Annotated in this window: 16 protein-coding genes; 11 read left to right on the top strand and 5 right to left on the bottom strand. The window is 71.8% G+C overall.

Features of this window, described 5'->3' with window-relative positions; genetic code table 11:
• Window positions 1–201: 201 nt before the first annotated feature.
• Genes LXM90_RS05170 through mnmA form a run of 3 tightly spaced genes read right to left on the bottom strand, consistent with a single transcriptional unit; the run spans window position 202 to window position 2,835 of the window.
• A complete protein-coding gene (locus LXM90_RS05170; RefSeq protein ID WP_020090827.1) occupies window positions 202–1,005 on the bottom strand; it encodes a TVP38/TMEM64 family protein in 804 nt (267 codons plus the stop codon).
• Window positions 1,002–1,655: a class I SAM-dependent methyltransferase gene (locus LXM90_RS05165; RefSeq protein WP_020090828.1), complete on the bottom strand. Its 654-nt coding sequence runs from the start codon at window positions 1,653–1,655 to the stop codon at window positions 1,002–1,004. The genes LXM90_RS05170 and LXM90_RS05165 overlap by 4 nt, the downstream gene beginning before the upstream one ends.
• A gap of 25 nt (window positions 1,656–1,680) precedes the next feature.
• A complete protein-coding gene (gene mnmA / locus LXM90_RS05160; protein ID WP_020090829.1) occupies window positions 1,681–2,835 on the bottom strand; it encodes a tRNA 2-thiouridine(34) synthase MnmA in 1,155 nt (384 codons plus the stop codon).
• Between the two features lie 335 nt (window positions 2,836–3,170).
• On the opposite strand from mnmA, the gene LXM90_RS05155 reads away from it, so the two are divergent.
• From LXM90_RS05155 to LXM90_RS05120, 8 genes are all read left to right on the top strand, one after another.
• Window positions 3,171–4,631, top strand: coding sequence for a flagellar hook-length control protein FliK (locus LXM90_RS05155; protein WP_234081954.1), 1,461 nt, complete (start codon window positions 3,171–3,173; stop codon window positions 4,629–4,631).
• Window positions 4,632–4,720: 89 nt separating this feature from the next.
• Entirely contained in the window at window positions 4,721–5,407 is a 687-nt protein-coding gene (locus tag LXM90_RS05150) for a flagellar hook assembly protein FlgD (protein ID WP_020090831.1), read from the top strand.
• A gap of 91 nt (window positions 5,408–5,498) precedes the next feature.
• Window positions 5,499–5,774, top strand: coding sequence for a DUF1153 domain-containing protein (locus LXM90_RS05145; RefSeq protein ID WP_007569077.1), 276 nt, complete (start codon window positions 5,499–5,501; stop codon window positions 5,772–5,774).
• Window positions 5,775–6,143: 369 nt separating this feature from the next.
• Window positions 6,144–7,775 (top strand): flagellar basal-body MS-ring/collar protein FliF, encoded by a 1,632-nt coding sequence (fliF, locus tag LXM90_RS05140; protein WP_020090833.1) that lies wholly within the window; start codon window positions 6,144–6,146, stop codon window positions 7,773–7,775.
• A gap of 25 nt (window positions 7,776–7,800) precedes the next feature.
• Window positions 7,801–8,859, top strand: coding sequence for a flagellar motor switch protein FliG (gene fliG / locus LXM90_RS05135; protein ID WP_020090834.1), 1,059 nt, complete (start codon window positions 7,801–7,803; stop codon window positions 8,857–8,859).
• Window positions 8,856–9,467, top strand: coding sequence for a FliH/SctL family protein (locus LXM90_RS05130; protein WP_020090835.1), 612 nt, complete (start codon window positions 8,856–8,858; stop codon window positions 9,465–9,467). The genes fliG and LXM90_RS05130 overlap by 4 nt, the downstream gene beginning before the upstream one ends.
• Window positions 9,468–9,477: 10 nt before the next feature.
• Entirely contained in the window at window positions 9,478–9,810 is a 333-nt protein-coding gene (gene fliN / locus LXM90_RS05125) for a flagellar motor switch protein FliN (RefSeq protein ID WP_012321962.1), read from the top strand.
• Between the two features lie 57 nt (window positions 9,811–9,867).
• Window positions 9,868–11,229 carry a sigma-54 interaction domain-containing protein gene (locus tag LXM90_RS05120; RefSeq protein WP_020090836.1) on the top strand — a complete coding sequence of 454 codons (1,362 nt, stop codon included), beginning with the start codon at window positions 9,868–9,870 and terminating at the stop codon, window positions 11,227–11,229.
• Between the two features lie 112 nt (window positions 11,230–11,341).
• Here the strand turns inward: LXM90_RS05120 and LXM90_RS05115 are convergent, their stop codons facing one another.
• Window positions 11,342–11,626, bottom strand: coding sequence for a hypothetical protein (locus LXM90_RS05115; protein ID WP_020090837.1), 285 nt, complete (start codon window positions 11,624–11,626; stop codon window positions 11,342–11,344).
• 103 nt (window positions 11,627–11,729) lie between these two features.
• Complete coding sequence (locus LXM90_RS05110) at window positions 11,730–13,040, bottom strand: capsule polysaccharide transporter (protein WP_020090838.1); 1,311 nt, start codon at window positions 13,038–13,040, stop codon at window positions 11,730–11,732.
• Window positions 13,041–13,231: 191 nt separating this feature from the next.
• Here LXM90_RS05110 and LXM90_RS05105 point away from each other — a divergent pair, with 191 nt between their 5' ends.
• The 3 genes from LXM90_RS05105 to fliP are packed head-to-tail and all read left to right on the top strand — an operon-like array spanning window position 13,232 to window position 15,586.
• Window positions 13,232–13,675: a hypothetical protein gene (locus LXM90_RS05105; protein ID WP_026604565.1), complete on the top strand. Its 444-nt coding sequence runs from the start codon at window positions 13,232–13,234 to the stop codon at window positions 13,673–13,675.
• Between the two features lie 55 nt (window positions 13,676–13,730).
• The gene (locus tag LXM90_RS05100; RefSeq protein WP_234081953.1) at window positions 13,731–14,798 is read left to right on the top strand and encodes a lysylphosphatidylglycerol synthase domain-containing protein; all 1,068 of its coding nucleotides are present in this window, start codon (window positions 13,731–13,733) and stop codon (window positions 14,796–14,798) included.
• Window positions 14,799–14,827: 29 nt separating this feature from the next.
• The gene (gene fliP, locus LXM90_RS05095; protein ID WP_020090841.1) at window positions 14,828–15,586 is read left to right on the top strand and encodes a flagellar type III secretion system pore protein FliP; all 759 of its coding nucleotides are present in this window, start codon (window positions 14,828–14,830) and stop codon (window positions 15,584–15,586) included.
• Window positions 15,587–15,600: the final 14 nt, after the last annotated feature.

The following is a 15,600-nucleotide window of genomic DNA, read 5'->3' as shown; positions in this document are numbered from 1 at the left end:
GGATCGGCGGAGAGAGGATTGAGAAAGCTCGAGCCGGGTTCGGCCTTCGCGGGATACATGTTCGCAAGCCACAGATTCGCAGGCGGGAATACAGGCTCCCGGCGGCGAGCACTATACGATATCCCCCTCCAAGCGGTTGCACGCGCCCTCAGACACCGAAAAACACAGCCGGCGGCGGATCGCGCGTCTCGGCGGCGCATCTCAGCCGCGTCGGGCGCGGCGGCTCAGCAGCATGCTGACCAGGGCGAAGACCGCCAGCATCGCGAGACCTGCAACCATCTTGGGCGTGACCAGGGCGCGCAGGGTCAGGGCCTGGTCGCAGCCGCCCGCCCCCGTCGCGAGGCAGGCGGCCCTGGCGGCCTCGTGGGCGGCGACGACGTCCTCGATGCCCGCGCCCGTGGTGGCGTACACGACCGCGCCCGGCAGCAGCCCCAGGAACGTCGCGAGCACGAAGACCCGCATCTTCACCCCGAAGGCGGCGGGCGCGAGGTTGGTCACCCAGAACGGGAACAGCGGCAGGAGGCGGAGCACCGCGATGTAGCCGAAGGCGTCGCGCCGGAAGCCCTCGGCCAGCCCGGCGAGGCGCGTGCCGCCCATGCGCCGCAGCAGGTCGGCGCCGGGCCCGCGGCCGATCGCGAAAACGATGGCCGCCCCGGTCGTGGCCGCACAGACCGCGGTGAGCGCCCCCGGCACGATGCCGAACAGGAAGCCGCAGACCATCGTGAGGATCAGCGTGGCCGGTACCGACACGACGACGGCCCCGACATAGAGGCAGTAGGCCGCGACCAGCGCGCGGAGATACCCGGCCTCGACGAAGCCGCGCAGCCAGAGGCGGGACGCGAGCAGGCGGTCGAGGCTGAGGAGTTGCGCGGCTCCCGAGACCAGGACCACCGCCGACACCGTCAGGAGCAGCGCCAGCGGGAGCCAGCGCCGCAGGCGCTTCCAGCGCCCCTCGCGGTTCTCGACGCGGCCTTCGGCGACGGGGGCGTTGCCGGTCTCGCTCACCCGGGCTTGCGCATCCGCAGGATCTTGAAGAACCCGCCCGGGAAGGTCGGCTTCAATCCCAGGACCTCGACGCCGTTGCGCCGCGCCCAGGCCTCGATCCGCGTCGCCTTGAAGTCCGACGACCAACCGATCTTCGTGCAGAGCGGCGCCACGACTTCCTCGACCCGGGCCAGAGGGCCGTCGCTCTGGCCGAAATGGTTGGCGAGGACGATGCCGCCGCCCGGGCGCACCACCCGCAGGAACTCCGACATCGCGGCCTCGGGGTCGGGCACCAGGGTGATCAGGAACTGGGCCACGACGGCGTCGAAGCTCGCGTCGGCGTAGCCCAAGTGGCAGACGTCCATCACTTGGAGGCCCTTCACGTGGGACAGGTTCCGGCGCCGGACCTTGGCGCGGGCGCGCTTGAGCATGTCCTCGGAGAGGTCGACGCCGCAGACGAAGCTGGCCTTCGGATAGTAGCCCAGCGCCAGCCCGGTGCCGACGCCGGCCTCCAGGATCCGCGGCCCATGCTCGGCCGCCGCCTCGACGGCGGCGCGGGCCGCGGGCTCGGTGAGCTTGTCGTAGACCACGTCGTAGACGGGGGCCCAGCGGGCATAGGCCTTGCGCATCAGGGCCGTGCTCGGCCCGGCCATCTGCGGCTCGCTCAGCATCGTTCGAAGGTTCCAGAGGTTGAGATCAGGCGGCCTCGCGGGGCCGGGCCGACAACGCGTCGACACGCCGGATGGTGCCGCCGCCCAGGACCCGGGCCCGAGGGCCGTCATCCGCGTAGATCGCGCAGGCCTGCCCCGGCGACACGCCGTCCTCGGGCTCGGCGAGCACGACCTCGGCCGCGCCGTCCGGCCCGACCGTCAGCGTCGCCGGGCGCGGCGGACGGGTCGAGCGCACGCGGACCGCCACCGGCAGGTCGCGCACGGCCGCCACCGGCCCCTCGCCGAGCCAGTTGAGGTCCGAGAGGCGGATCCGGGTCGTGGCCAGCGCCGTGCGCGGCCCGACCACAACGCGGGCCGAGTCCGGCTCCAGCCGCACGACGTAGAGCGGCTCGGGCCCGGACAGGCCGAGGCCCTTCCGCTGGCCCACCGTGTAATGCACGATCCCGTCGTGCCGGCCGAGGACGTGGCCGGCGAGGTCGACGATCTCGCCGGGCCGCGCCGCGTCGGGGCGCAGACGCGCGATCACGTCGCTGTAGCGGCCCTGCGGCACGAAGCAGATGTCCTGGCTGTCCGGCTTCTCGGCGAGGGACAGGCCGAGATCCTTCGCGAGCGCGCGGGTCTCGGTCTTCTCCATCTCGCCCAGGGGGAAGCGCAGGAAGTCCAGCTGCTCCGCCGTGGTCGCGTAGAGGAAGTAGCTCTGGTCACGGGCGGGATCGAGGGCGCGGTGGAGCGCGCGGCCGCCGCCCGGGAGCGCCCGGCTGGCCACGTAGTGGCCGGTGGCGAGCGCGTCGGCGTCGAGGTCGCGGGCGAGGCCCAGCAGGTCGCGGAACTTCACCGTGCGGTTGCACTCGACACAGGGGATCGGCGTCTCGCCCGCGAGGTAGCTCTCGGCGAACTTCTCGATGACTTCGTCGCGGAAGCGATCCTCGTAATCGAGGACGTAGTGCGGGATGCCGAGATGCTCCGCCGCCGCCCGGGCGTCGTGGATGTCCTGGCCGGCGCAGCACGCGCCCTTGCGGTGGCTCGCCGCGCCGTGGTCGTAGAGCTGGAGCGTGACGCCGACCACGTCGAAGCCCTGCCGCTTCAGCAGGCCCGCGACCACGGAGGAATCGACGCCGCCCGACATGGCGACGACGACGCGCGTCTCGTGGGGGGCTTTGGGAAGATCGAGGGCGTTCATCGCGAGGGTCCGCAGCCGCCGGCCCGGAAGCTCCCTGGCTGCACGGGCCGTCTATAGCGGGACTTCGCCCGGCTTTCCAGGGCAGCGGGATCGGACACTCGGCAGATCCTGCCGGGCGGGCGGCAGCTTCGATCAGGTCCGACCCGCGTGCTGCAAGCAGAGAACGATATTTTTCAGAGACTTATCCGTCCGGCACGGTGGCGCGCGCCTTGCTGCTGTGCGGCTCAGAGGAGTCCGGAATGGCGAGCGGCGCGGCGGATCGTTTGGATGTCACCACGTGGATTCCGTCCGCGCGGAACGCGCAGGCGCAGCGTTCGGGCTGGGAGGCCGCGGGCGTGGCGGCCCGCGCCGGCAATTCCGCGCAGGACCGCTTCGGCGCCGCCCTGAGCGCGGCCCAGGCCCGCGACGACGCCGCGACGGCGCGGGCCCGCGCCGCCGATCAGCGCGACGTCGCCGCCTCGGCCCGCGCCCGTCAGGCCGACCTGCGCGATCAGGCCGACGCCGCGCGGCTGGCCGGCGACCGCGCCCGGGATGCGGCGCTTCAGACCGAGGCCCGGGTCGCGGACAAGAGGGTCAGCCTCGCCAAGCCGGCGGATGCGCCGGCCTCGGCCGCGCAGGCCGAGGGACCGCCCTCCGCCGCGGGCGCGCGCGCAGAGGCTCCGAAGGCGGGCGCGGCGCGCACCGCCGAGACCGGCCGGACGGGAGCCGCCGGGCAGCAGGATTCCGAGGCCGTCGCGGCCGGGCAGGATCCGGCCGCCGAGGCGGCCGGCACCGCAGGCCCCGAGGCCGACGCGGCGGTGCCGCCGCAGAAGGCCGAGGCCCCCGCGCAACCCGCGGCCTCGGGGCCGTCCGCCTCCCTTCTGGCCCTCATCGCCGCGCTGTCCGAGGGGGGCGGCGCGACCGGGACGGTCAAGACCGAGGCCGAGGCTGAGACGGATGCGGGTAGCGGCACGGCGCCAGCGCAGGACGGCTCGGCGGCTCTCTCCGGAACCGGCGCAACCGCGGGCCCTTCCGGCACGAACGCTCAGGGCGGCGGCCGCGCGGCCGGAACCGTCCCCAGCATCGCCGGGACCACTCCGGCATCGGCGGGCGCCGGTCACGAACCCGGCAAAGTCGGACCGGGCAGCGTCCCGGTCGACGGCCTGACGGCCGGCGGCGCGGCGGCCGCGACGTCCGATGCGGCGGCCCAGGATTTCCTCACCGTCCTGACCGACGTTGGCCAGGGCGCAGGTCCGCTTCAGACGCTGCCCGCGGCGGCGCAGGGTGGTCCGGCGCCGCCCGCGACATCCGGCCAGGCCGTGGACACGACGCGCGCCGCCCAGGAGACCGCCGCGCCGACGCAGACCGCGTCGCTCCAGACCGACCCACCCATCCCGATCGGCCAAGTGCCGATGACCATCGGCCTGAGGTCGCTGCGCGGATCCAACGAGTTCCAGATCCGGCTCGACCCGGCCGAGCTCGGGCGCATCGACGTCAAGCTGGAGATCGACAAGGCGCACGGCCGCGTCATGACCCACTTGGTGGTCGACCGGCCTGAGACGCTCGCGCTGCTCCAGCGCGACGCCGGCCAGCTGCAGCAGGCGCTGTCCCAGGCCGGCTTCGATCCCTCGGCCGGCGGCATCAACCTGTCGCTGCGGGGCGACGGAAGCGCCCAGAGCGGCGGCAGCGGCGGTCAGCCGGGCGATTCCCCGCGCGGGGGCGGCACGGGCTGGTCGCGCGATCAGGCGGAAGTCCACCAGGAGGTCGCCCCGATCCGCGTCCTGCGTGGCTACGGCGGCCTCGACATGAGGATCTAGGCGGTGCGCGCGGTGCCCGCATCGCGGACCCACACAGACACGACGCGCATCCGGCCCCTGCGCCAGGACGCGGCACGGGAGAGATCAGCATGACGAGCGGCATATCGAGCCTGACGAGCACGACGAACACGACGGGCTCTTCCACGAGCAGCAGCGGCAACGCCACCGAGATCGCCAGCAACTTCACGCAGTTCCTGACGCTGCTGACCACGCAGCTCAAGAACCAGAACCCTCTCGACCCGATGGACACCAACCAGTTCACGCAGCAGCTGGTGCAGTTCGCCGGCGTCGAGCAGCAGCTCAAGACCAACGACCGCCTCGACAGCATCCTGAGCGCCTCGCAATCGGCGAGCTCGGCCTCGGCCACGAGCTACATCGGGAAGACCGTGTCGGCCGACGGCAGCGCCTCGCAGCTGTCCGGCGGCTCCGCCTCCTGGACGCTGAACCCGGCCCGGGCCGCCTCGAAGGCGGTGATCACGGTCCTAGACTCGAAGAGCAACGTCGTGGCCACGCAGACCACCGCGCTCAATGCCGGCAGCCAGACCTACACGTGGAACGGCAAGACCTCGGCCGGCCTGACCGCGCCCGACGGGAACTACTCGATCAAGGTGGCGGCCACGGATGCCACCGGCTCGAGCGTTTCGGTCGATACGAGCCTCACGGGCACGGTCGACGAGGTCGATCTCAGCGGAACGTCGCCGGTGCTGGTGATCGGTTCGCAGCGCGTGCCGCTGTCCAGCGTGCAGACCATCGGGTTGTCCACAAGTGGCACTTAACGAATCACATCCGAGTGACTCGCTTCAACATCTCTTAAGCGGGCACAAGTACCTTCAATGCTCGACAGGTCAGTCGAGTGTAGAGCGTATCATGACCGAACCGAGCCGCCCGAGAGTGAAGTACGTGATCGGGCCCGACGGCAGCCCCCTGACGATCGCGGACCTTCCGCCCCCGAGCACCCGTCGCTGGGTGATCCGGCGCAAGGCCGAGGTCGTGGCCGCGGTGCGCGGCGGTCTCCTCAGCCTGGAGGAGGCGTGCAAGCGCTACACGCTGACCACAGAGGAATTCCTCAGCTGGCAGTTCTCCATCGACCAGCACGGCCTCGCCGGCCTGCGGACGACCCGGATCCAGCACTACCGTCACTGATCCGCGGCGCCTGTGCCGGGCGCCCCTATCCCGGGACGCCGCCGGCGCTTCCGGGTCTCATCGAGGCCGCGGGTGCCGGACCCGGCGCGTCGGCGACTCTGGTCGAGGGACCCGCTTCGCGGCCCCGGACCGACGCGAAGGCCACCCGCCCGCAGCGACGACCTCAGACGGCGCCGAGGGGCTGGCCCGGTCGAATCCGAGGACTCACGAAGCCGCGTCCGGACCCCGGGCGCGGCTTCGGTCGTTCCGGCGCCCGCATCCGAGCCCGCGGGACGCCCCCGCATTAACGACCCGCTAACCACGACCTGGGCAATTTCTGCCGAGCGGGCCGCCGGGGTCCGCCAGCGTTAGAGGGCAGCGAATCCTCCCGTGAAGCCGGTTCTCGATCTCGTCACGAAGTTCGGACCGGCCCGAATCGCCGCCATGGCGGCGGTGACGCTGACGCTCATCGGCTTCTTCGCCTTCATCATCCTGCGGGTCTCGCGCCCCGACATGGGCGTGCTGTTCTCCGACCTGTCGATGCAGGACTCGGCCTCCGTGGTCCGGGAGCTGGACAGCCGCGGCATCCGCTACGAGACGCGGGGCGATGCCGGGCAGACGATCCTGGCCCCCCGCCCGGACCTCGCCAAGCTGCGCATGGACCTCGCCGGCAAGGGCCTGCCGACCCAGGGCGGCGTCGGCTACGAGATCTTCGACAAGGGCGACGCGTTCTCGTCCACCAACTTCGTTCAGAACGTGAACCACCTGCGCGCCCTGGAGGGCGAACTGGCGCGCTCGATCCGGGCGATCGGGCGGGTCCAGGCGGCCCGCGTCCATCTCGTGCTGCCGGAGCGCCGCCTGTTCGAGCGGGACCGGGAGAGCCCGAGCGCGGCGATCGTGCTGAAGCTGATGGGCGATCTCGATTCCGGGCAGGTCCGGGCGATCCGCCATCTCGTGGCCTCCGCGGTGGAGGGCCTCAAGCCCGAACGGATCTCGATCGTCGATGAGCGCGGCCGGCTTCTGGCCGACGGCGCCCGGGACGCCGCGGCCGACGTCGCCGGCGGGTTCGAGGACCGGCAGGTCGGCCTCGAACGGCGCCTGCGCGGCCAGATCGAGGACGTCGTCGCCGGCATCGTCGGCCCGGGCCGGGCCCGCGTCCAGGTCAACGCGGAACTCGACCTCAACCGGGTCGAGAGCCGCTCCGAGACCTTCGATCCCGAGAGCCGGGTCGTGCGCTCCGCCCAGACCCGCACCGAATCGGCGGTCACCGGCAATGCTGAGGGACAGGTCAGCGTCGGCAACGAGTTGCCCGGCGCCAATGGCGGCGACAAGACGCCGACGCCCAAGGACGCGACCAACAAGAACGAGGAAACCACCAACTACGAGATCTCGCGGGTCACCAAGACCGAGATCGCCGAGAGCGGCCGGATCAAGCGCCTGTCGGTCGCCGTGGTGCTCGACGGCGTCTACGCCACCGCCCCCGACGGCAAGCAGACTTACAGCCCGCGCACGCCCGCCGAGATCGAGAGGATCACCGCGCTGGTGCGCGGCGCCGTCGGCTTCGACAAGGCCCGCGGCGACCAGATCGAGGTGGTGAACCTGCGCTTCGCGGAGGCGCCGAGCGTGCCGCAATTCACCGAGCCCACGCTGATCCAGTCGCTGCTCGCCCCCACCAAGGAGGACGTGCTGCGCATGGCCGAGCTCGCCGTCCTGGCGCTGCTGACGCTCATCGTCCTGCTCACGGTGGTCCGCCCCCTGGTGCGCCAGGTGCTCGCGCCGGTCCCAGAGGCCCCGGTCCTGACGGCGTCCGGAATCGCGCTCCCCGGCGACGCCGCCGCGGTCGCGGGTCCGGGCCAGACCGTGACGGTCATCGACCGCGACAACCCGACCGCGCGGCTGATGGAGTTCGCCAAGATCAACGGCCAGGTCCAGGCCGAGACGGTCCAGCGCGTGGTCGACATGGTCCGGGCGAGCCCGTCCGAGACCGTCGAGGTGCTGCGCACCTGGATCCAGGAAGAGTGAAGCGTAGGGCGTCGAGGGCAACACGATGGCGGCAGGTGCGGCACTGGGTCTGGCCAACACGCTGGCGACGGCGGGCGGCGATTCGTTCGCGTCGATGCCCGGGCCGCAGCGCGCCGCCGCGCTCCTGCTGATGCTCGGGGAAGAGGAAGGCGCCCCGATCTGGCAGATGCTCGAGGAGGAGGAGATCAAGAAGGTCAGCGCCGCCATGGTCCAGCTCGGCACGCTGGAGGCGCAGACCGTTGAGAAGCTGATCATCGAGTTCGTGACCAAGCTCGGCAACAGCGGCGGCATCTCGTCGAACTTCGAGCGGACCGAGGCGCTGCTCCTCAAGATCTTCCCCAGCGATCAGGTCTCGCTGATCATGGCGGAGATCAAGGGCGCGTCGGGCAAGCGCGTCTGGGCCTCGATCGCCCAGGTCGACCCGGAGATCCTCGCGTCGTTCCTGCGCAACGAGTACCCGCAGACCGTGGCGGTGGTGCTGTCGCGGGTGCGCGCCGACTACGCGGCGAAGGTGCTCACCATCCTGCCGGAGGACTTCGCCATCGACGTCCTCAACCGGATGCTGCGCATGGAGACGGTGCAGAAGGAGGCGCTGCGCCACATCGAGGAGACGCTGCGGGTCGAGTTCGTGTCGACCATCGCCCAGACCCAGCGCCGCGACGCCCACGAGATGATGGCCGACGTGTTCAACGCCTTCGACCGGCAGACGGAGGGCCGCTTCCTCGCCGCGCTCGACCAGGCGAACCGCGGCTCGGCCAAGCGGATCCGCGAGCTGATGTTCACCTTCGAGGACCTGCTGAAACTCGATCCGGGCAGCGTCCAGACCCTGCTGCGCAGCATCGACAACGAGACCCTGTGCCGCGCGCTCAAGGGCGCCAACGAGCCGACCCGCGGCTTCTTCCTGAGGCAGATGTCGACCCGCGCGGCCAAGAACCTCACGGACGAGATGGCCTCGCTCGGGCCGGTCCGCCTCAAGGAAGTGGATGAGGCGCAGGCCAAGATGACCGAGATCGCCAAGGACCTCGCCGAGAAGGGCGAGATCATGATCGCCAAGAATAGCGCCGAGGAGGAGCTGGTCTATTGAGCGCCCAATCCGCCCGGAGCGCGAAGCCGTTCCTGTTCGAGACCGACTTCCGCAGCGGCCGCCCCAGCGCCGAGGCCCTGCGCGCCGCCGAGACCGCGGCCCGCTCCGAGGCCGAGGCCCATGCCCGCGGCATGCAGGAGGGCCGGGTCCAGGCCGAGGCGCAGGTCCAGGGCCGGCTCGCCGACGCCATGACCCGCTTGGCGCTCGCCGCCGCGGGCCTGATCGCCCAGGCCGACGCGCGCGACGCCGAGCGCGAGGCGCAGGCGGTCGAGGTGGCGATGCTGATCGCCCGCAAGGTCGCGGGCGACGCCCTCGACGCCGCCCCGCTCGCCGGCATCGGCGAGGCGGCCCGGACGGCGCTCCAGCACCTGCGCGGCGTGCCGCACTTGGTGGTGCGGGTGCACGACGGCTTGGTCGAGGAGGCCGAGACCCTGGTGAAGCGCCTCGCGCGCGAGCGCGGCTACGAGGGCCGGCTCGTGGTGCTGGGCGACCCCGACATGGCGGCGGGCGACGCCCGCATCGAGTGGGCGGACGGCGGCATCGTTCGGGAGCGCGCCCGCATCGAGGCGGCGGTGCTCGACGCCCTCGGCCTGCCGACGGGCCCGTGAGGAGATCCTGATGTCCGACGATTTCAGCCTGCCCCAGCTCGGCGAGCACGACACCGACTACGCCGCGGGCTCGATCCGCGACGCGCCCACCACCCCGAAGACCGCGGCCGACCTGGAGCAGCTCTTCGACGTGCCCGTGATGGTCTCGGCGGTGCTCGGCTCCGCCCGGATGCCGATCGGCGACCTGCTCCGGCTCGCGCCCGGCGCGGTGCTCGAACTCGACCGGAAGGTCGGCGAGGCGATCGACGTGTTCGTCAACAACCGGCTGGTGGCCCGCGGCGAGGTCGTCCTCGTCGAGGACCGGCTCGGCGTGACGATGACCGAGATCGTCAAGGGTGAGTGATTTTCAGCCGCGGACGCCGGTGTGCTGTCCGCGCGCGGGTTTTGAGAGGGACGAACCATGCGGCTCCTGATGATCGGGCGGCTCAACGGCGAGCTGATCACCGCCTCGAAGATCGCGATGCAGCGCGGCGCCGCCGTCACGCAGGCCGACGCCGTGCCGCAGGGCCTCACCGTCCTGCGCGCGCGGGGCGCCGATCTCATCATGATCGACGTGGGTCTACCGATCCGCGACCTCGTCACCGCGCTGGAGGGAGAGCGGATCCGCACGCCGGTGGTCGCCTGCGGCGTCTCGGCGGACGCCTCGGCCGCCGTGGCGGCGATCCGGGCGGGCGCCAAGGAGTACATCCCGCTCCCGCCCGATCCCGAGATGATCGCGGCGGTGCTGGAGGCGGTCGCCACCGACCGCGCCGCCTTCGTCTGGCGCGACCCGTCCATGGAGCGGGTGGTCAAGCTCGCCGAGCAGGTCGCCCGCTCCGAGGCCTCGGTGCTGATCACCGGCGAGAGCGGCACCGGCAAGGAGGTGCTGGCCCGGCACGTCCACCAGAAGTCCAACCGGGCGGGCAAGCCCTTCGTCTCGGTGAACTGCGCGGCGATCCCCGAGGCCCTGCTCGAATCCGAGCTGTTCGGCCACGAGAAGGGCGCGTTCACCGGCGCGGTCGCCCGGCGCATCGGCCGGTTCGAGGAGGCCAACGGCGGCACGCTGCTCCTCGACGAGATCTCCGAGATGGACGTGCGCCTGCAGGCGAAGCTGCTGCGCGCCCTGCAGGAGCGGGTCATTGACCGGGTCGGCGGGACCGCCCCGGTGCGGGTCGACATCCGCGTGCTCGCCACCTCGAACCGCAACCTCGCCGAGGAGGTCCGCAAGGGCACGTTCCGGGAGGACCTGCTCTACCGGCTCAACGTCGTCGGCCTGCGGCTCCCGCCGCTGCGCGAGCGCCCGGCCGACATCCTCGAACTCGCCACCCACTTCGCCCGCAAATACGCCGCGGTGAACGGGATGCCGGTCCGCCCGCTCTCCGCGGAGGCCCGGGCGCTCGTGCTGCGGAACCCGTGGCGCGGCAACGTGCGCGAGTTGGAGAACACCCTGCACCGGGCGGTGCTGCTCGCCTCGGGCGACGCGATCGGCCCGGAGGCGATCCTGTCGCCCGAGGGCGAGACCTTCGCGGTCGAGGGGCCGGCCGCGCGCGCCGCCCAGGTCGCCGAGGCCGCCACCCGCGGGCTGGTGGGCCGGACCGTGGCGCAGGTCGAGTGCGACCTGATCCTCGACACGCTGGACCACTGCCTCGGTAACCGGACCCACGCGGCCAAGATCCTCGGCATCTCGATCCGGACCCTGCGCAACAAGCTCAACGAGTACGTGTCGGCGGGCCTCGACGTGGCCGAGCCCGGCAGCGTCCGGGCGAGCGTCGCCTGCGGCTGACGCGCATCCACGGAGCGGCCCCGGCGCGGACGCGCCGGACGACGGCGAACGTCACGGATGTGAAGGGCCGGGCTTACCCGTGCCGTGACGGGGGCGGACCGGCGGTGACGCCCTAGCGCCGCCCGCTCTGGGCCGCCTTGTGGGCCTCGGCCTGGGCCGCGAAAGCCGCGTCGAGCTTGCGCAGGGATTCGTAGCGGGCGACGTCGCCCTCGACGTCGCGGATCGTCTCCTCGACGAGGTGGCGCTGGAGGGCGACCCGCGGGTCGTCCGGCGGGAACGCCTCCCGCTCCTGCAGCCGGAGCACGGCCTGCCGCACGACCGTGTAGACCGCCTCGCGCTCCTCACGGGTCATCGACGGCTGGATCGCCTTCGCGACGAGATCGGAGAAATCCGACATGGACCGTTAGACTTCGCTCATCCAGGTGCGCCCGGTTGGCCGGGCCGCCTCCCTCTACAGATCGCGCGGCCCGGGATCCAGATCCCGGGAGCCGCGGATGCCGCTACATCCTCTGGTCGCGGATGCCGGCGATCAGCAGCGCGGACGAGCTCCAGATCACCAGGAAGCAGAAGAACGACACCAGGAGGGAGTGGCCCCGCTCGGGATAGAGGCTGTCGGTCGGCAGGACCGGCGGCACGAACGTGGCCAGGAAGATGTGCTGCTTGCTCGCCGAGATGCGCGCCCGGTCGAGCAGGCTGTGGGCCGATTCCTCCAGCTTCTCGGCGATGGTCCGCTCGACCAGCAGGCCCTCGTACTGGAGCAGCGCCTCGGTCATGTTCTGGCCGCCGGCGGCGGCGTTGGCGCTCGTCAGCTCGTCCTGAAGCGACTTCATCTGCTGGTCGATGGCCGCGATGTTGGCCACCAGCGTCTGGATCGAGCGCGAGCGCTCGTCGAGGCTGGAGCCGCGCAGGACCTGCAGGTCGTTCTCGGCCTTGAGCTTGTCCTTCCGCAGCAGGGTCAGCGTGGTCAGCGTGCCCTCGGCGGTCTTGATCGGATCGATCACACCCCACTGATTGCGGAATGCCTGCAGCGCCACGTGCGCCTTGCGCAGCCGGTCCTGGGCGACCTTCGCGTCGGCCTCGGCCTGGGCGACCATGTCGGCCTGGGCGCGCTTGGAGATGTCGTTGATCAGCGCCTCGGAGCGCGACACCACCGCCTGGGCGATGGTCAGGGCGTCCTCCGGCGTGAAGGCGCGCACGGACAGGCGGATCACGCCCGAGATCGAGTCGATATGCGCCTCGACGTGCTTGCGCCAGTATTTGGTCAGGTCCTCGATCGGATCACTGGGGTCGAAGCGGGCCCAGAAATCCGCCTCGGACCGCGAGAACATCTTGGAGATGCCGATACTCTTCTCCAGCGCCTCGACGAGCGTCTGGCTGTTGATGTAGTCGCGGACGATGAAGCTGTCCTGGCTGTTGTGCTTCTGGATGAGGTTCGTGTACTGGCCGAGCGAGATGTTCTCCATCGGCTCGACGTTGCCGCGGACCGCGAACTGGGCTTCCGCGACGTACTGATTGGACGCGAACGCGAACAGGTACAGGCCGACCACCAGGGTCGGCAGGAGCACGAACAGGCCGACGCGGCGGATGATCCGCGCGCCGTAGGTCGAGGTGTCCTCCTCGCGGGGACGCAGGCCCGGCAGACGGCTCCAGTCGAGGCGCTGCCGCACGGTCGCCACGAGGGCCCGGGCAGTCCGCTTCTCCGGCACCGGCCGGATCGTCTCCGCGCTGCGCCGCAGCTCCGTCATGGTCGGAGCGGCGAACGTCACGATCTCGCCTTCGCGCGTGTCGTCCTTGACGTCGTCGAAGCTCATCCGCTCTTTGTTCCTGGGTCTGCGCCGGTTCCGCTGCCGCGGCGCCGGCCGAGGGGCGGCCCGTGCGCGGTTACCGGAATCCCGTTCTTTTAGGCCCTTTTTATGGCGCCCAGCCCGCCCGCCGCCCGGCTGCTGCACCGCGGCGACGGGCGCCGTAGCCCGGGGTCGGTATCGCGTCCTACAGTCTCTGAATGATGACAGAACCGCGTGCCGCGGCCCCGGATGGCTCCCCTGATGGCTGCCCGACCGGCCGCACGGCCAAGACCAAACTCTCCGAGATCGTCGTCGTCTGCTCGAAATGCGCGAAGCGGCAGGGCCTGCGCGGGCGGGACGTCTGCGCGCTGCTGAAGAAGGCCGGGAAGCGGGCCGCCCGCGACGGCGGCGGCGGACGCCGGCGGAAGTTGCGCATCGTGGAATCGGGCTGCCTCGGCCCCTGTCCGAAGCGCGCCGTGGCGGTCGCGACCGGCGCGAGCCTGGCCGAGGGCCGGGTCGTCCTGCTCGATCCCGCCGCCGGGCCCGCCGAGGCGCTCGCCGCGGTGCTCAATCCCGTCCTGCCGCGTCGCAGGGTCCCCGAATTCGGCCCCAATACCGCTCTAGCGGCGATACCACCCGACGAATCGCCGCCGGTCCGCTGACCGGCACAACCTGGAGCGCGCTCTTGCCCGCCTCTCGACGCGAGGCCCGCACACCGTGACCGGCGACCCTGTTTCCCGGAAGCGGCGGGCGGCCCACGCCGTGCTGCGTCGCCTGCCGCTGTTCGGCACCCTGATCGGCCTCGGCCTCGCCGTCTGGCTCGTGGCGACCAACGATCTCGCCGCGGTGGCCGCGGCCTTCGGACGGATCGGCGTGGCGGGCTTCGCCGGCGTCACGCTGGTGCGGATCGTGGTGATCCTGCTCTGCGGCCTCGCCTGGGCGCGCATTCTCGACGGGCTGGCGCCCGCGACGGCTTCGGCCTGCATGATCCTGCGCTTCGTCCGCGAAGGCATCAACGTGCTGCTGCCCGTGGCCTCGGTGGGCGGCGACGTGCTGGGCGCCCGCCTCCTCACCTTCTGGGGCGTCGCCGGCTCCCTGGCGGCCGCCTCCGTGCTGGCCGACATGCTGTTTCAGGTGGGAACGCTCGCCCTGTTCGCCGGCCTCGGCGCCGGCCTCCTGAGCCGGGTCGAGGGCGCCGAAGCGGCCGCCCTGGCCAGCTGGACGCTGCGGACGCTCGTCGTGGCCGGGCTGGCGGTGGCGGCCTTCTTCGCCCTCCAGCGGACCGGCATCGTGCGGGTGCTCGAGGATCGCCTCGCCGCCCTCGGCCGGCGCTTCGTGCGCGACGCCGAGGCGCGCCCCGAGCCGAACCGCCGGATCCAGGGCGCCCTGGACACGGTCTGGGCTCCGGGCCGCCGGGGCCACCTCGCCCAGTCGCTCGCGCTCCACGCCCTGGCCTGGCTGCTCGGCACGGTCGAGGTCGGGGTCGTCCTCGCCTGCATCGGCGTGGACCATGTCGGCTGGGCCGACATTCTGGTGATCGAGGCGCTGAGCCAGGCGATCAAGGCCGCCGCCTTCGTGGTCCCGAGCGGGCTCGGCGTCCAGGAGGGCGGGCTGGTGCTGGTCTGCGGCCTGTTCGGCATCGACGCGGGGACCGCCCTCGCCCTGTCGCTCGCCCGCCGCGTGCCCGACGTGGTGCTCGGCCTGCCGGCCCTCCTCGTCTGGCAGAATCTCGAGGCCCGCCGCGCCGGCGTTCGCCCGGCCACACCCACCTGCGACCGTCCGTGACTCGAGACCTTCCCGTGCCGACACGCCCGATGCGCCAGGTCCCGAATCTGCGCCTGCCGCCGGTCGCGCTCGCCGCACTGGTCGCGCTGGCCGGCGGAGTGCTCGCCGCCGGTCCGGCCCTCGCGCAGAGCGTCACCCTCGATCTCGGTGCCGGCGGCACCACCGAGCGCGCCCTCCAGCTCGTGGCGCTGATCACCGTCCTGGCGGTGGCCCCCTCGGTGCTGGTGATGGCCACGGCCTTCACCCGCATCGTCGTCGTGCTGTCGATCCTGCGGTCGGCGCTGGGCACCCAGACGGCGCCGCCGACAGCGGTGCTCGTCAGCCTCGCGCTGTTCCTGACCGCCTTCGTGATGGCCCCGACCGGCCGCGCCGCCTACAGCGCCGGTATCGAGCCGCTGATCGCCGGCCGGATCACGCAGGCGCAGGCGTTCGAGCGCGCCTCGGCGCCGTTCAAGACCTTCATGCTGCGCAACGTCCGCGAGAAGGACCTGAAGCTGTTCCTCGACCTCGCCAAGGTGCCGACACCGAAGGGCCCCGAGGATGTCGGCCTGGAGATCGTCACGCCGGCCTTCATGATCTCGGAGCTGCGCCGCGCCTTCGAGATCGGCTTCCTTCTGTTCATCCCGTTCCTGATCATCGACCTCGTGGTCGCCTCGGTGCTGATGGCGGTCGGCATGATGATGGTCCCGCCGGCCACGGTCGCGCTGCCGTTCAAGCTGATCTTCTTCGTGCTGGTCGACGGCTGGACCCTGGTGGCCGGCTCCCTGGTCCAGAGCTACGGCGGCTGACGGCGGCCGTGCCG

This window comes from Methylobacterium oryzae (assembly GCF_021398735.1).
Taxonomy (GTDB): domain Bacteria; phylum Pseudomonadota; class Alphaproteobacteria; order Rhizobiales; family Beijerinckiaceae; genus Methylobacterium.
The sequence above is the reverse complement of the archived record's forward strand: the minus strand, read 5'-3'. Positions and strand labels throughout refer to the sequence as shown.

Coding starts and splice junctions, on each gene's coding strand:
- fliG (WP_020090834.1), top strand. CDS start 7,801: ATGGCGGCAGGTGCGGCACTGGGTCTGGCCAACACGCTGGCGACGGCG.
- LXM90_RS05115 (WP_020090837.1), bottom strand. CDS start 11,626: ATGTCGGATTTCTCCGATCTCGTCGCGAAGGCGATCCAGCCGTCGATG.
- fliN (WP_012321962.1), top strand. CDS start 9,478: ATGTCCGACGATTTCAGCCTGCCCCAGCTCGGCGAGCACGACACCGAC.
- LXM90_RS05145 (WP_007569077.1), top strand. CDS start 5,499: ATGACCGAACCGAGCCGCCCGAGAGTGAAGTACGTGATCGGGCCCGAC.
- fliP (WP_020090841.1), top strand. CDS start 14,828: ATGCGCCAGGTCCCGAATCTGCGCCTGCCGCCGGTCGCGCTCGCCGCA.
- LXM90_RS05150 (WP_020090831.1), top strand. CDS start 4,721: ATGACGAGCGGCATATCGAGCCTGACGAGCACGACGAACACGACGGGC.
- LXM90_RS05120 (WP_020090836.1), top strand. CDS start 9,868: ATGCGGCTCCTGATGATCGGGCGGCTCAACGGCGAGCTGATCACCGCC.
- LXM90_RS05110 (WP_020090838.1), bottom strand. CDS start 13,040: ATGAGCTTCGACGACGTCAAGGACGACACGCGCGAAGGCGAGATCGTG.
- LXM90_RS05165 (WP_020090828.1), bottom strand. CDS start 1,655: ATGCTGAGCGAGCCGCAGATGGCCGGGCCGAGCACGGCCCTGATGCGC.
- mnmA (WP_020090829.1), bottom strand. CDS start 2,835: ATGAACGCCCTCGATCTTCCCAAAGCCCCCCACGAGACGCGCGTCGTC.
- LXM90_RS05105 (WP_026604565.1), top strand. CDS start 13,232: ATGATGACAGAACCGCGTGCCGCGGCCCCGGATGGCTCCCCTGATGGC.